General features: G+C 73.9%; 14 protein-coding genes and 1 pseudogene. 10 read left to right on the plus strand and 5 right to left on the minus strand.

Annotation, left to right across the window (positions count from 1 at the left end; translation table 11 throughout):
• Positions 1–120 precede the first annotated feature (120 nt).
• Both HS048_RS17310 and HS048_RS17315 read right to left on the minus strand, forming a co-directional pair.
• Positions 121–1,416, minus strand: a complete 1,296-nt coding sequence (locus HS048_RS17310) for an RNA-guided endonuclease TnpB family protein (RefSeq protein ID WP_307832518.1) — start codon at positions 1,414–1,416, stop codon at positions 121–123.
• A gap of 489 nt (positions 1,417–1,905) precedes the next feature.
• Positions 1,906–2,517 (minus strand): TetR/AcrR family transcriptional regulator, encoded by a 612-nt coding sequence (locus tag HS048_RS17315; protein ID WP_196467484.1) that lies wholly within the window; start codon positions 2,515–2,517, stop codon positions 1,906–1,908.
• Positions 2,518–2,650: 133 nt separating this feature from the next.
• On the opposite strand from HS048_RS17315, the gene HS048_RS17320 reads away from it, so the two are divergent.
• Complete coding sequence (locus tag HS048_RS17320; RefSeq protein ID WP_068901891.1) at positions 2,651–2,869, plus strand: hypothetical protein; 219 nt, start codon at positions 2,651–2,653, stop codon at positions 2,867–2,869.
• Positions 2,870–2,948: 79 nt separating this feature from the next.
• Here HS048_RS17320 and HS048_RS17325 read toward each other — a convergent pair whose 3' ends face one another.
• On the minus strand, positions 2,949–3,533 hold the full coding sequence (locus HS048_RS17325; protein WP_068901888.1) for a TetR/AcrR family transcriptional regulator: 585 nt from the start codon (positions 3,531–3,533) through the stop codon (positions 2,949–2,951).
• Between the two features lie 70 nt (positions 3,534–3,603).
• On the opposite strand from HS048_RS17325, the pseudogene HS048_RS17330 reads away from it, so the two are divergent.
• Positions 3,604–5,094, plus strand: a pseudogene (locus tag HS048_RS17330) (ABC-F family ATP-binding cassette domain-containing protein); the annotation flags it as partial.
• 30 nt (positions 5,095–5,124) lie between these two features.
• Here the strand turns inward: HS048_RS17330 and HS048_RS39100 are convergent.
• Positions 5,125–6,675 (minus strand): IclR family transcriptional regulator C-terminal domain-containing protein, encoded by a 1,551-nt coding sequence (locus HS048_RS39100; protein WP_196467485.1) that lies wholly within the window; start codon positions 6,673–6,675, stop codon positions 5,125–5,127.
• Between the two features lie 283 nt (positions 6,676–6,958).
• Between HS048_RS39100 and HS048_RS17340 the strand changes: the two genes are divergently transcribed.
• From HS048_RS17340 to pcaC, 5 genes are all read left to right on the plus strand, one after another.
• The gene (locus tag HS048_RS17340; protein ID WP_196467486.1) at positions 6,959–7,699 is read left to right on the plus strand and encodes a CoA transferase subunit A; all 741 of its coding nucleotides are present in this window, start codon (positions 6,959–6,961) and stop codon (positions 7,697–7,699) included.
• On the plus strand, positions 7,696–8,325 hold the full coding sequence (locus HS048_RS17345; protein WP_068901880.1) for a CoA transferase subunit B: 630 nt from the start codon (positions 7,696–7,698) through the stop codon (positions 8,323–8,325). Before HS048_RS17340 ends, HS048_RS17345 begins: the two co-directional genes overlap by 4 nt.
• Before the next feature lie 117 nt (positions 8,326–8,442).
• Complete coding sequence (pcaH, locus tag HS048_RS17350; RefSeq protein WP_068901878.1) at positions 8,443–9,183, plus strand: protocatechuate 3,4-dioxygenase subunit beta; 741 nt, start codon at positions 8,443–8,445, stop codon at positions 9,181–9,183.
• The gene (gene pcaG / locus HS048_RS17355) at positions 9,180–9,770 is read left to right on the plus strand and encodes a protocatechuate 3,4-dioxygenase subunit alpha (RefSeq protein WP_068901875.1); all 591 of its coding nucleotides are present in this window, start codon (positions 9,180–9,182) and stop codon (positions 9,768–9,770) included. The genes pcaH and pcaG overlap by 4 nt, the downstream gene beginning before the upstream one ends.
• A 42-nt stretch (positions 9,771–9,812) precedes the next feature.
• Positions 9,813–10,928: a 4-carboxymuconolactone decarboxylase gene (gene pcaC, locus HS048_RS17360; RefSeq protein WP_196467487.1), complete on the plus strand. Its 1,116-nt coding sequence runs from the start codon at positions 9,813–9,815 to the stop codon at positions 10,926–10,928.
• An 88-nt stretch (positions 10,929–11,016) separates the two neighbouring features.
• Here pcaC and HS048_RS17365 read toward each other — a convergent pair whose 3' ends face one another.
• Entirely contained in the window at positions 11,017–11,817 is an 801-nt protein-coding gene (locus HS048_RS17365; protein WP_196467488.1) for an IucA/IucC family C-terminal-domain containing protein, read from the minus strand.
• Positions 11,818–11,998: 181 nt separating this feature from the next.
• Here HS048_RS17365 and HS048_RS17370 point away from each other — a divergent pair, with 181 nt between their 5' ends.
• From HS048_RS17370 to HS048_RS17380, 3 genes are all read left to right on the plus strand, one after another.
• Positions 11,999–12,430 carry a MarR family winged helix-turn-helix transcriptional regulator gene (locus tag HS048_RS17370; protein WP_196467489.1) on the plus strand — a complete coding sequence of 144 codons (432 nt, stop codon included), beginning with the start codon at positions 11,999–12,001 and terminating at the stop codon, positions 12,428–12,430.
• The gene (locus HS048_RS17375) at positions 12,420–12,578 is read left to right on the plus strand and encodes a hypothetical protein (RefSeq protein ID WP_196467490.1); all 159 of its coding nucleotides are present in this window, start codon (positions 12,420–12,422) and stop codon (positions 12,576–12,578) included. Before HS048_RS17370 ends, HS048_RS17375 begins: the two co-directional genes overlap by 11 nt.
• A gap of 180 nt (positions 12,579–12,758) precedes the next feature.
• Entirely contained in the window at positions 12,759–13,607 is an 849-nt protein-coding gene (locus HS048_RS17380; RefSeq protein ID WP_196467491.1) for an MBL fold metallo-hydrolase, read from the plus strand.
• Positions 13,608–13,645 lie beyond the last annotated feature (38 nt).

The raw sequence follows: 13,645 nt of genomic DNA on the forward strand, positions 1-13,645 counted from the left end.
CCTGCTTCACCGACCGGTGCCGCCGGTCACCCGACGGTCTTACCCGGTCTCCACAGGCGTTTTGCGTCTCCTCAAGGGGGGAACTTCCGGGCGACGTCCAGTCGTGATCCCTGACCGGAGTCAGGCGGCGGCCCGTCCTCCGCCGGGATCGAGGGCGGCCAGCATGTCGGCCAGCAGGTTCACCGAGGCGTTGACCTCCCGGTCGTGCACGATGTGGCAGCCGGTGCACCTCCAAGTGCGGTCGGCCAGCGCCAGCCCCCGGTGCACCCGCCCGCACGCCGAGCAGGTCTTGGAGGAGGGGAACCAGCGGTCGGCCGCGTGCAGGTGCCCGCCGTACCAGGCCGTCTTGTAGGCCAGCTGGCGGGCGAACTCGCCCCACCCGGCGTCGGAGATCGCGCGGGCCAGCCGCCGGTTCCTCACCATGCCCGCGATGTTGAGGGTCTCGATCGCGATGGCTCGTTTGGTTCTCGCGAGCCTGCTGGAGGTCTGGTGCAGGAAGTCGGCACGCTGATGGGCGATCTTCAGGTGCAGGGCCGCCACCGTGCGGGCTTTCTTGGCCCGGTTGGCGCTGCCGTCCTGGGCGCGAGCCAGGGCGCGGTCGGCGCGGGCGAGTTTCTTCAGGGAGCGTTTCAACGGTTCGGGGGCGTGGATCTCCTCGGTGGTGCCGTCGTCGTCGGTGAGGGTGGCGAAGACCTTCACGCCCAGGTCGAGGCCGCAGGCGGGCGCGTGCGGGTCGACGGTGCGGGCGGTGTTCAGCGCGGTGCGGTCGATCTCGATCTGCAAGGAGATCCACCATCGTCCGGCCTGCTCGCGCACGGTGGCGCCCAGGATCCGCGCCTGGCCGCTCGCGATGCGGCCGGTCAGCCAGGTCATGTCCTCCCGGACGGCCACGGTGCCGATGCCGGGCAGCGCCACGGTACGAGTGTCGATGGGATGGGCGCGGTCGGCGTCGTAGCGGAAGCGGCGACCGTGGCGGCGCCTGCGCCAGGCCGGGAATCCGACCTTCGGCCCCTTACGTCGACCGGTGCGGGAGGCCGCCCAGTTCTTCAGAGCATTGGCGCGGCAGCGGGCGGCCTCCTTCGGGATCCGCGAGGACAGCTTCTCGGCTGTGAACCAGGGGAAGCGGTGCTCGCGTTCGGCCCGCCACCGCGCCTCCAGCTCCGGGGCGGTCCACGGCACCCGGGTCAGTTGCTCGTCCGGGATGCCGTAGGTGGCCTCGGCCGTGCGCTGGTCCAGGGCGGCGCGGATCTTCTCCAGGTAGAAGTTCTCCGCGACCCGGGCCAGTCCGGCGTGCTGGGCCAGCCGGGTGCGCTGGGCGGGGGTGGGCGCCAGTTCGATCCGGTAGCCCTGCCGGGTCCGGTCCGGCCGCGCGGTGTGCGCGGGCGGGGTGGGTGCGGGAGCGGTCGGTGATGTCACCGGAGCATCATCCTTTCCCGCGAAGCGAATCGAACGTGTGATCGATGGTAATCGGATCGTCACGCATTGTCCATCGGAAGGAGAAGATCTGCAGGGTGACACGGACGAACCCTGAGAACGCCTGAGGAGGTTCGACGAAATGATAGGCAGTTCACAACCCCAGTCGTTCGGGTATGAATCGTCCGATCACTTGCCGCATCACAGTTCCAGGACCTTACGGCCCCCTTCTGCCAGCGGCAACGCGAATACGGGCGCCCATGGCGGACCTCGTCACCGTGCCCGCAGGCTCCCGGCGTCGGCCGCGCCGACCTGGTTGTGTACGAGGCGGCGACGGATCGGACGCGCGATGTCGTCCGACACGGCGGGCCCTCGGTCCCGGGGCGGGCGGCTCTCCTCCGGGGCGATCCACCGGAGGACGTGCCGGTGCTCGTCCGGCCCGCCGGATCGCCGGCGCGCCGAGCCGGAGGACGACTGGAGCGGGGACACGTGTCAGCCGCGGGGCGTGGCTGTGAAGATGCGGGCCAGTTGATGATCGATCAGGGCCACGGCGTCTTCGGGGGTCCGCTGCCCCAGCAGAACGGTCGTCTGGATTCCGTCGGCGCCTGCCACCAGGAACGCGGCCTCGGCCGCGGCGTCGATGGTGCGGGGCACCTGGCCGAGTTCCTGGCCCTGCGTGATCAGGCCGGCGACGAGGTCCTCCAGGGCGTGTGGCGCGTCACGGGCGACCTCGGCCAGGGTGGGGTTGACCAGGAACGGGATGAAGTAGGCGATGTACACCAGGTGTCGGGTGCGCCGTTCCTCATCCAGTGGGAGCAGCTCGAGCAACACTCCCCGCACGAGCGCCCGCATGCCGGGCGTCTCGCCGAGCGCCGCGAGGCGTTCGCGGGCCCGTTGCTCGGAGTCGGCGTTGAGGATCTCCAGCGCGCCGAGCAGTAACTGGTCGCGGGTGCCGAAGTAGTACTGCAGCAGCCGGACGGAGACCTCGGCCTCGGCGGCGACCTGTCTCAAGGTCACATCCTCCAGGCCGCCTCGGACGGCCAGGCGCCATACGGCTTCGGCGATCTGGCGGCGGCGCTGGTCGTGGTCCACCTGTCTCGGCATGCCGTCCGTCCCTTGCGCTTATTTGTGGTGCGATCGTACCAAGACGGTGTTATGGTTCGATCGCACCATAAAAAGTGGAGGCATGTTCACCCCTGTCGTCGAAGCCCTCCGGGGCGATGGGAGACGAAGTCGCATGAGGCACACCACCGCGCTGGTCATCGGCATGCTGCTGCTCGTTCTGGGAGCGCAGGGCGCCATCCGGCTGCTGGCCGACCACGGTGACGCCGGCCTGCTCGCCTGGTTGCCCGGAGGATTCGCGGTGCGGCTGGCGTGTTACGCCGCGGCCGCCGTCGCCGGAGCGTCGCTGGCCGGCTGGGCGAGCAAGCGGGCCAAGCGGAGCGGGCGCGGGTGATGACCGGCCGCACTGCGGTCTTCGCCGGTGAGTGACGGCGGATCGTCGGCGTATCCGGCGCGGCGGCACGGTGCGCCGATCACCGGATGACGCCCGCGCGGGCGGCGGCGAAGGCGGCGTCGGCCGCGCGTTCCGCGTCGCGTTCGGTGACCGGCTCACGGGTGATGAACAGCCGGTAGTAGATCGGGGCGACGGCCGTCCTGATCACGTCGGCGACGTCCGTGCCCGCCGGCAGCTCGCCCCGGTCGACGGCTCGCCGCACCACGACGGCCGCCTGCTCGTGGCGGGCCACGAAGAAGTCGTGCAGGGACCGCGCGGCGCCGCTGCTCTGCACGGCCGCCGTCACGAACGCGGCGGAGACCGGCCCGGCGACGGGGTCGGCGAACCCGCTCTGCACCAGCCGGGCGATCTCCCGCAGGTCCTCCTTGAGGGAACCGGTGTCGGGCACCGGCCACGGTTCCTGTCGCGCGAGCTCCAGGGCGTCCGCGATCAGCCCCTCGGCGCTTCCCCAGCGGCGGTACACGGTCGTCTTGTGGACACCGGAGCGGATCGCCACGTTCTCCACCGTCAGTCCGCTGTAGCCGTGTTCGGCCAGTTCGGTGAGGGTCGCCTGCCGTACGGCGTCGCGCACGCGGGCGCTGCGACCACCGGGACGCTTCTCCAATGTCTACTCCAGTTGCATTAAGTCTCGTGCCGGGTTACGTTAAAGCTACACAAGTTGCGATTGGAGTTCCATTCTGACCACCCAGCTCTCCCTCAAGGGAGTCTCGAAGTCGTACGGCGGGCACCGGGTCCTCGATCGGGTCACCTTCAGCGTCCGCCCCGGTGAGCGCGCCGGGATCGTGGGTGAGAACGGCTCCGGCAAGTCCACGCTGCTCCGGATGATCGCCGGAGTGGAGGCGCCGGACGACGGCGAGGTGACGGTGTCGGCGGCCGGCGGCGTCGGCTACCTGGGCCAGACCCTCGACCTGCCGGGCCACCACACCGTCCAGCAGGCCGTCGACGCCGCCCTGGCCGAGCTGCGCGCACTCGAGCGCGGCATGCAGGAGGCCGCCGAGGCGCAGGACATGGACCGGTACGGCGAGCTGCTCACCGCCTTCGAGGCCAGGGGCGGATACGAGGCCGACGCCCGCGTGGACAAGGCGATGCACGCCCTGGGCCTGGCCCGGATCGAGCGGTCGCGCGTGCTGTCGAGCCTGTCCGGCGGCGAGCAGGCCCGGCTGGGGCTGGCCTGCGTGCTGGCGGCCTCCCCGGAGGTCCTGCTGCTCGACGAGCCGACCAACCACCTCGACGAGGCGGCGATGACCTGGCTGGAGGACCGGCTGCGCGAACACAGGGGCACGGTGGTGGCGGTCTCGCACGACCGGATCTTCCTGGACCGGGTGGCGACGGCGATCCTCGAGGTCGAGGGCGGCACGATGACCAGGTTCGGCGGCGGCTACACCGGCTTCCTCGCCGAGAAGGCGGCGGCCAGGCTGCGCTGGGAGCAGGCCTACGCCGACTGGCGGGAGGAGGTCCGGCGGGTCGGGGAGTTCGCCGCGACCACCGCGCACCGCGTCGCCGCGGGCCGGGCCATGAAGGACAACGACAAGATGGCCTACGACCGCAACGCCGGGCGCGTGCAGGACTCGGTGGCCTCGCGCGTACGGCAGGCGGCCGAGCGCCTGCGCCGCCTGCGGGAGAACCCGGTCCCGCGCCCGCCCGAGCCGCTGCGCTTCCGCGGCGCGTTCGCGCCCGCCGGCGCGGCCACGGGCACGCTCGTGCAGGTCGGCCGGGTGCGGATCGCGGCGGGCGACCGGCTGCTGATCCACGGCCCCAACGGCTCCGGCAAGTCGACGCTGCTCGCCGCGATCGCCGCCGAGGCGGGGGAGCGAGCCGGATACCTCCCGCAGGAGGTGGCGTTCGATCCGGACAGGACGGTCCTGGAGACCTACGGCGGGGAGGCGGCGGCACTGATGGCGACCGGCCTGTTCCGTCCGGAGGCGCTCGAGTTCAAGGTCGGCGCCCTGTCGGTGGGCCAGCGGCGGCGGCTGGCGCTGGCCGTGCTGCTGGCGGGTGAGTACGACCTGCTGCTGCTCGACGAGCCCACCAACCACCTCTCGCTCACCCTGGTCGAAGAGCTCGAACAGGCGCTCGACGGCTACCGCGGAGCGCTCGTGGTGGTCACGCACGACCGGGCGCTGCGGAGCCGTTTCACCGGCACGCGGATCCCGCTTCGGGGAGGTCACGCATCCGTCAGCGGCGACAGGGCCCGGTCAGGGGGGTGCGGGGACGTGGCGGAGGTCCGCCTCGATCCGGGAGGCCGTTTCGGCGAGGGCGGGGAGGACGTCGCGGACCAGGTCGCCGGGGGCGGCGCGACCGGCGTGGGTGGCGACGTTCAGGGCGGCGACGGTGCGGCCGGTGCGGTCGCGGACGGGCACGGCGATGGAGCGGACGCCCTCCTCCAGCTCCTGGTCGACCAGGGCGTAGCCGTCGCGGGCCGCCTGCCGTACGGCGTCGGCCGGTGCGGTGGGGGAGGCGGTCGTGTGGTGGGTCGGCGGCCGGAGGGTGATCCGCGCCAGGCGTTCCTCGGGCAGGCCGGCAAGGAGGACGCGGCCCATGGAGGTGGCGTGGGCGGGGAAGCGGGTGCCGACGGTGACGTCGACGCTCATGATGCCGGCGGTGGGCACGCGCGCCACGTGGACGACGTCGTCGCCGGAGAGCACGGCGACCGAGGCCGACGCGCGGACCCGGGCCACCAGGTCCTTCAGGTGGGGCTGGACGACCTGCTGGAAGGTCAGCCCCGACAGGTGGGCGTAGCCGAGCTCCAGCACCCGGGGCAGCAGGACGAACCGGGTGCCTTCGGCCGCGGCGTATCCCTGCTGCTCCAGGGATCGGACCGCGCGCCGTACGGTGGCGCGGGGCAGGCCGGTGGCCCGGGCGGCGTCGGCGAGGGTGAGCCCGCCGGGCGCCGAGCCGAGCGCGACCAGCACGGCCAGGCCGCGGGCCAGCGACCGGAGGTACGCCGTGCCCAGTTCCGCCTTCACGGCCCGTGAGGAGTCCGCAGTCGACGGGGAGCCCGCGGCCGGTGAGGGGTCCGCGGCCCCGGCGGGACGGGGAGCGGGCGAATCCTCCCTCAGAGCCGCCTCCCTCAGAGCCGCCTCCCTCAGAGCCGCCTCCCTCAGAGCCGCCTCCCTCAGGGCCGCCTCCATCGCGGCGACCGTCGCGCGCAGCCGGGGCAGGGCGTGCTCGCGCAGGCCCGTGACGTCGTGCCTGCTGGTGTGGCTGACCACGCTGGCCGCGCACACGACCCTGCCGTCCGGGTCGCGCACCGGCAGCGCGACCGCGACCAGTCCCGGCTCGACGAGCTGGTCGTCCTCGGCCCAGGATGCGGCCGGGTCACGCAGGGCCAGGCCGGCGGCGCAGCGGGCGGCGGGGAGCGTGTCCCCGACCCGGAAGGTGATCGACAGGGCGCGCCGCCGGGGGAACTGGGCGACGAACCGGACGTCGTCGCCGTCCGGCACGGCCAGCGAGACCGACTCGTCCAGCTCGTCGGCGAGCCGCCGGGCGTGCGGACCGAGCGCCCGGGGCAGCCCGCTGCAGGTCAGGTAGGCCGTGCCGAGCTCCGCCAGGGGAGGGGCGAGCAGCAGGTCGCGGTCCTCGGCCCGGAGGTGGCCCAGGTGCAGGAGGGTGGCCACGACGCGGTCGACCACCGACCTGGCCAGGCCGGTGGCGCGGACCAGGTCGGTGGCGCGCGTGCGCCGGGGTTCCGCGGACAGCGCGCGCAGCACGGCCAGGCCGCGTTCCAGGGTTCCGGCCGGCTCCATCGGGACTCCTCGTTCAGCGGAGATCAACGGAAGGGTCCTTTGACAGGAGCGCCTCCGCTACGGATACTCGTCTCCACGCTAGCGAACTGAAGTTCACTGAGCGAACAAAACGCCCGGTGGACGGCGGCGGATCGGACGGAGCGTCGTGCGGACGGACACGGGAAGAGACGGCCCCGGAACAGGCCCCGCAGGGGACCCGGGAACAGACCTCGCAGCAGGTCCGGGAACAGACCCGGCAGCGGGCCCGGAGACCGGCCCGGCAGCGGGCCGGGGGAGCGGGAAGGTGGTGGCCTCGGCCGTCGAGGCGCTGGCCGGGGTGCGCGACGGCGCGTCGTTCGCGGTCGGCGGCTTCGGCCTCAGCGGCATCCCGAACGCGCTGATCAAGGCGCTGTACGACACCGGCGTGACCGGTCTGAGCGTGGTCTCCAACAACTGCGGGACGGACGGCGGCGGTCTGGGCGTGCTGCTGGCCGCCCGGCGGATCGCCCGGGTGACCGCCTCCTACATCGGCGACAACACCGAATTCGCCCGGCAGTACCTGGCGGGCGAGCTGGAGGTCGAGCTGACCCCGCAGGGCAGCCTGGCCGAGCGGCTGCGCGCGGGCGGGTGCGGCATCCCCGCCTTCTACACCCCCGCCGGGGTCGGCACCCCGGTCGCCGACGGCGGGCTCCCGCTCCGCCACGCCGCCGACGGATCGGTCGCGGCGGCCTCGCCGCCCAAGGAGGTCCGCGCGTTCGACGGCCGACTCTACGTCCTGGAGCACGCCATCACCACCGACTTCGCGCTGGTCCGCGCGGCCAGGGGCGACCGGCACGGCAACCTGGTCTTCGCCAAGGCCGCCCGCAACTTCAACCCGCTGGCCGCGATGGCCGGGCGGGTCACCGTCGCCGAGGTCGAGGAGCTGACCGAGCTGGACCCCGACGAGGTCCACCTGCCCGGGATCTTCGTGCAGCGGGTGCTCCCGCTCACCCCCGACCAGGCCGCCGACAAGGGCATCGAGAAGCGGACGGTGCGCACCCCGTGAGCTGGAGCAGGGACGAGATGGCCGCGCGGGCGGCGGCGGAGCTGCGCGACGGCGACCACGTCAACCTCGGCATCGGGCTGCCCACGCGCATCCCGTCGTTCCTGCCGCCGGAGGTGGACGTGGTGATCCACTCGGAGAACGGCGTCCTGGGCGTCGGTCCTTACCCGGCCGAGGACGAGGTCGACCCGGATCTGATCAACGCGGGCAAGGAGACCGTGACCGTACGGCCCGGCGCGTCGTTCTTCGACTCGGCGCTCTCCTTCGGCATGATCCGCGGCGGGCACGTCGACGTGGCGGTGCTGGGCGCGATGCAGGTCTCGGCCCGCGGCGACCTGGCCAACTGGGCGGTCCCCGGCAGGCTGGTCAAGGGCATGGGCGGGGCGATGGACCTGGTGCACGGCGCCCGCAGGGTCGTCGTCCTCATGGAGCACACGGCCAGGGACGGCTCACCCAAGATCGTGCAGGAGTGCTCGCTCCCGCTCACCGGCCGGGCGTGCGTCCACCGGATCATCACCGACCTCGGCGTCCTGGACGTCACCCCCGCAGGGCTGAGACTGGTGGAGACCGCCCCCGGGGTGAGCCCGGACGAGCTGCGCGGCCGTACCGGCGCGGAGGTCGTCGCATGAGCGCCGGCACGGGAACCGTCCACGTCCTCGGCGCCGTCCGCACCCCCTCCGGCCGGTACGGCGGCCGCTTCGGCCTCGGCCAGGGCCTGGCCGCCATCCTCGAAAGGTGACCACTCCATGTCCCTCACCCAGGCCGACATCGACCGGGAGATCGCCGAACGGCGCGCCGCCGCCGGGCCCGGCGACCATCCCGCGCGCGACTACGCCCCCTACCGCAGCACCCTGCTCCGCCACCCGAAGCAGCCGCCGGTCGCGGTGGCCGATCCCGAGGCCGCCGAGCTGACCGGGCCGGTCTTCGGCGTCACCGACGTGACCGCCCTGGACAACGACCTGACCCGCCGGCACGCCGGCGAGCCGCTGGGCGAGCGCATCACCGTGCGCGGCCGGGTCACCGACCGCCACGGCCGCCCGGTCCGCGGCCAGCTGGTGGAGATCTGGCAGGCCAACGCCTCCGGCCGCTACCCCCACCAGCGAGATGACCACCCCGCGCCGCTGGACCCGAACTTCACCGGCGTCGGCCGCTGCCTGACCGGCGACGACGGCGAGTACACCTTCACCACGATCAAGCCGGGCGCCTACCCCTGGCGCAACCACACAGGCGCCTGGCGGCCCGCGCACATCCACTTCTCGCTGTTCGGCACCGCCTTCGCCCAGCGGCTGGTCACCCAGATGTACTTCCCGGGCGACCCCCTCTTCCCCTACGACCCGATCCTGCAGTCGGTCACCGACGACCGGGCCCGGCAGCGGCTGGTCGCCGCCTACGAGCACGAGCTGTCCGTGCCGGAGTGGTCGCTCGGCTACCGCTGGGACATCGTGCTGGACGGCCCCGCCGCCACCTGGACGGAGGAGGGCCGATGACGTCCTCCGCGTCGGCCTCGAACCGTGACCGGTTCGCCGAGGGCCGCGGCACCGGTCCCACCCCCTCGCAGACCGTCGGCCCGTTCTACGGCTACGCGCTGCCCTTCCCCGGCGGCGGCGACCTCGCCCCGGCCGGCGACCCGGCCGCGATCACCGTGCACGGCCGCGTCCGCGACGGCGCGGGCGACCCGGTCCCCGACGCGCTGCTGGAGTTCTGGCAGGCCGACCCCGCCGGGAACCTCGCGGGTGCGCCGGGCAGCCTGCGCCGCGACCCGGTGACCGGCGCGGTCATCGGCAGGAACGGGGTCGACTTCACCGGCTTCGGCCGGGTCGCCACCGACGCCGACGGTCACTGGGCGCTGCGCACGCTCCCGCCCGGCAACGGCCACATCAGCGTCTGCGTGTTCGCCCGCGGCCTGCTGCACCACCTGTTCACCCGCGTCTACCTGGCGCACGACCCCTTCCTGGACACGCTGCCCGCCGGCCGCGGGCGCACGCTCCTGGCCGAGTGGGAGCGGGAGGGCGTCTACCGGTTCGACATCCACCTGCAGGGCGAGAAGGAAACGGTCTTCCTTGACTTCGGATGACCCCGGAACCCCGGGCGGCCCCAGGACTCCGCAGGAGGAGAGATGACTGCGCTGCACCACCGGACCGACGGCCCCGAGCAGGGCGAGCCGCTCGTCCTCGGGCCCTCGCTCGGCACCTCGCTGCGCGTCTGGGAACCGCAGCTGGCCGCCCTGGCCCGCCGGTTCCGCGTGGTGAGGTTCGACCTGCCCGGCCACGGCGGGTCCGCTCCGGGCGCCTGCGGCGTGCGGACCATGGAGGACCTCGCCGACCTCGTGCTGGAGGCGGCCGACGCCTGCGGCCTCACAGCCTTCCACTACGCGGGGGTCTCCATCGGCGGCGCGATCGGCGCGACCCTGGCCGTACGGCATCCCGGGCGGGTGCGGTCCCTGGCGATGCTCTGCTCCTCCGCCCGCTTCGGCGAGCCGGAGGCGTGGCGGGAGCGGGCCGAGGCGGTCCGCGCGGAGGGGACCGCGCCGCTGGCGGAGGCCGCCGCCCGGCGGTGGTTCGCCGGTCCCGTACGGCAACCGCTCCTCGACGACCTCGCCGCCGCCGACCCGGCCGGGTACGCCGCCTGCTGCGAGGCCCTGGCCGGCTACGACCTGCGCGGCTCCCTGGCGCGGATCACCGTCCCCACGCTGGTCCTGGCCGGGCGCGAGGATGCCGCGACGCCGCCCGCGCACGCCCGGCTGCTCGCCGACGGCATCCCCGGCTCCACCCTGGTGGAGGTCCCCGGAGCCGCCCACCTGGCGGGCGTCGACCGGCCGGAGCCCGTCACCGCCGCCCTGCTCGCGCACCTGCCCGCGGAGTCCGGGACGGCCGTCCGGCGCGAGGTGCTCGGCGACGACCACGTGGACCGGGCGATCGCCCGCACCACGGCCTTCACCCGCGACTTCCAGGACCTGATCACCCGCTACGCGTGGGGGGAGATCTGGACCCGTCCGGGCCTGGACCGCCGGACGCGCAGCTGCGTCACGCTGACCGCGCTGGTGGCCCGCGGCCATCTGGAGGAGCTGGGCATGCACGTGCGCGCGGCGCTGCGCAACGGCCTGTCGCCCGACGAGATCGGCGAGGTGCTGCTGCAGACCGCGGTCTACTGCGGGGTGCCCGCCGCCAACGCGGCCTTCGCCGTCGCCCAGCGCGTGCTGGACGAGACCGCCTCCGGCGCCGCGGAGGAGTGACCGTGAACGGCGTCCGGGCGGGGAACCCCGGCGCTCCCGGTCACCGATGCGGCCGCTCCGGCCGGGGGAGGAGGGCCGCCGGGGCGGGTCAGTGCGGGGCCGCGTCTCCGGCCAGGACGCGGCGGTAGCCGGCGATGCGGTCCTCCGCGCTGTCCAGGCAGCAGCTGGCGCACTTCTCGCCGTGGACGGCGGTGTAGTACAGGCAGCACGTCCGGCGCAGGTAGAACAGGCCCTGTGCGCCTGCCTCGGAGAGCCGGACCATCTCCCCGAGAGCGGCCAGCTCCGGCGGGCAGGCCGCGAGGAACCTCTCGTGGGCGCGCTGCAGCAGGTCGACGTCGGCTCCGGGTCTCCTGCTCGCGGCGCCGAACGCCGCAGCGCACCCGTGGGCGATGCCGCCGTGCAGCTGCCGCCGGCTGGCGCGGCTGCGCGCCCGCAGCGCCTCGGCGACCGGGAACAGGTGCTCGTCGAGGACCTGGCGCACCAGCAGTGCCAGCCGTTCGGCCGCGGGCATGCGGGAGACGTCGGCCAGGCGCGGCCGGCGCAGTGCGACGGCCGCGAACCCGTGGTGGTCGTCGAGCCGCAGCAGCACGTTGTGCGGCCGGACGTCCAGCACCTGGTCGTGCAGCGCCCACGCCAGCAGGGCGGGGGCCGTCACCGTGCCGGCGTAGACGGCCATCACGGTCAGCGCCGTGGCGTGCGCCGACACCTGGCCGCTGGCCGCCCGCTCGGCCTCCAGCACCCGCGTCAGCTCCTCGGCGGCGGGGTCCACCAGCCGGTCGGCGGCGATCCAGTCCTCGCCCGCACCGGGATCGGTCTCCAGCCTGTAGCGCTCGCCGTAGCCGGCCAGGGTCGTGAGCACGGTGGCCGGATCGGCGGAGGGATGGGACACGGTGGAGGGCTCCTTGCGTGGTGACGGCGCTGTCGGCGAACCATTGTGCGGCATCGGCGCGGCAGGCCTGCGCCGCGGTCCCACCGGCGCTCGAGGGGTGCATCGGGACGGTCTTCCAGACTGGTTGCACTATCGAACCATGCGGTTGCATTATCGAACTATTTGGTTGTAAGGTCGAACCATGTCGTCCGAGGCGTCAGAGTTCCAGGAGGCCGTGTCCCGGTTCGTCCGGGCGCTCGGGCTCCATCAGCCGGACCGCACCCCGTGCGGGGTCCCCATCCCGACCTCCGAGGCCCACGCGCTGGGCGAGCTGGCCCGCCGGGGCGAGCTGCGGCAGGTCGAGCTGGTGCACCGGCTGCGGCTGGAGAAGAGCACCACCAGCCGCATCGTCACCCAGCTGGCCCGGCGGGGCTGGGTCGAACGGGCCCCCGCGCCCGATGACGGCCGCGGCGTCCTGCTGCGGCTCACACCCGCCGGCCTGCAGGCCGCCCGGCAACTGGCCGCGGCCCGCCAGGCCCGCTTCGGTGCCGCCCTGGACCGCATCCCCGCCGAAGAGCGCCAGGCGGTCCTGCGCGCCCTCACCCTGCTCACGGAGGCCGTCGATGAACCGTGACCGCACGATCGCACTCGTGGCCGCCGCCGTGGCCGCCCTCGCCGCCGGGACCGCGGCGATCGCGCTGACCGCTCCGGCCGGACCGGTCGGCGGCACGGCCCGGCAGCAGGAGGTGGCGACCAGAGGCCGGTCGGTGATGCCCGGCTGACCTACACCACCGCGGAACCCGCCCTGGTGGCGGCGCTGCACGCCTGGTTCGACGCGCAGGTGAGCGACCACGGCGGCCACGCCGAACACGGCTGACGGCACTCCGGACGACCCTGACCGGCGATGCCTCTTCTTCGGAAATCCCCACCCGGCCCAGAGCCCCTCACGCCAGGAGCAGCCCGTGCGCCTGCACGTCCCGCCCCAGCCCCCGCCCGTCACCGTCGGGCGGCGCACCGTCGTCCCGCTGATCGACGCGGCCGGGCACGTCCTGCCGCCCGAGCGCCTCTTCCCCGGCCTGCCGCCCGCCGACCTGGAACGGCTGCTCGCGACGGACGGCATGCGCGCGCCGATGGTCGTCACCGGCTTCGCCGTCCTGGGCGCCGGGACCACGATCCTGGTCGACACCTGCCTCGGCGGAGACAAGCGGGGGAAACGCGGCCCTTTCCCCGGCTTCACCTCCCGCTGGATGACCACCCTCGCCGAGGCCGGCGTCGAACCCGGATCCGTGGACGTCGTGGTCACCACCCACCTCCATCACGACCATGTCGGCTGGCACACCACCGACGACCTGAAACCGGCCTTCCCCCGCGCGCGCCACCTGCTGGCCGAGGCGGAGTACGAGCACTTCGCGGCCGGCCGTACCCGGCACGCCGAACGGATCGGCGAGTGCCTTCTGCCCGTGCAGGAGGCCGGGCTGCTGGACCTGGTCGCCGGAGCCCACCGGATCGACGACGGCGTACGGCTGCTGCCCGCCCCCGGTCACAGCCCCGGCCACCTCGTGGTGGAGATCACCGACGGCGGCCGGACCGCGGTGATCGCAGGAGACCTGGTCCACCATCCCCTGCAGTTGCTCCGCCCGGACGTCTCCTCGTCCCTCTGCGAGGATCCCGCCCTCGCCGCGGAGAGCCGCCGCCGCGTGCTCGACGACCTCGCCGACCGTTCCGGCCTCTTCTTCGCCACCCACCTGGCCCGCTCCGGGACCGTCCGGAGGGAGGGCTCCGGCTTCGTCCTCGACGACCCGCTCCGATGAGCCGGCCGCCGGACGCGCGTGTGCACCGCCGTCAGGCG

The organism is Planomonospora sp. ID91781 (assembly GCF_015711595.1).
GTDB lineage: Bacteria > Actinomycetota > Actinomycetes > Streptosporangiales > Streptosporangiaceae > Planomonospora > Planomonospora parontospora.

What these genes read in the sequence shown, in the direction of transcription:
- HS048_RS17315 (WP_196467484.1), bottom strand. Translation starts at nt 2,517, where the DNA reads ATGCCGAGACAGGTGGACCACGACCAGCGCCGCCGCCAGATCGCCGAA.
- HS048_RS17320 (WP_068901891.1), top strand. Translation starts at nt 2,651, where the DNA reads ATGAGGCACACCACCGCGCTGGTCATCGGCATGCTGCTGCTCGTTCTG.
- HS048_RS39100 (WP_196467485.1), bottom strand. Translation starts at nt 6,675, where the DNA reads ATGGAGCCGGCCGGAACCCTGGAACGCGGCCTGGCCGTGCTGCGCGCG.
- pcaH (WP_068901878.1), top strand. Translation starts at nt 8,443, where the DNA reads ATGTCCCTCACCCAGGCCGACATCGACCGGGAGATCGCCGAACGGCGC.
- pcaG (WP_068901875.1), top strand. Translation starts at nt 9,180, where the DNA reads ATGACGTCCTCCGCGTCGGCCTCGAACCGTGACCGGTTCGCCGAGGGC.
- pcaC (WP_196467487.1), top strand. Translation starts at nt 9,813, where the DNA reads ATGACTGCGCTGCACCACCGGACCGACGGCCCCGAGCAGGGCGAGCCG.
- HS048_RS17370 (WP_196467489.1), top strand. Translation starts at nt 11,999, where the DNA reads ATGTCGTCCGAGGCGTCAGAGTTCCAGGAGGCCGTGTCCCGGTTCGTC.
- HS048_RS17375 (WP_196467490.1), top strand. Translation starts at nt 12,420, where the DNA reads ATGAACCGTGACCGCACGATCGCACTCGTGGCCGCCGCCGTGGCCGCC.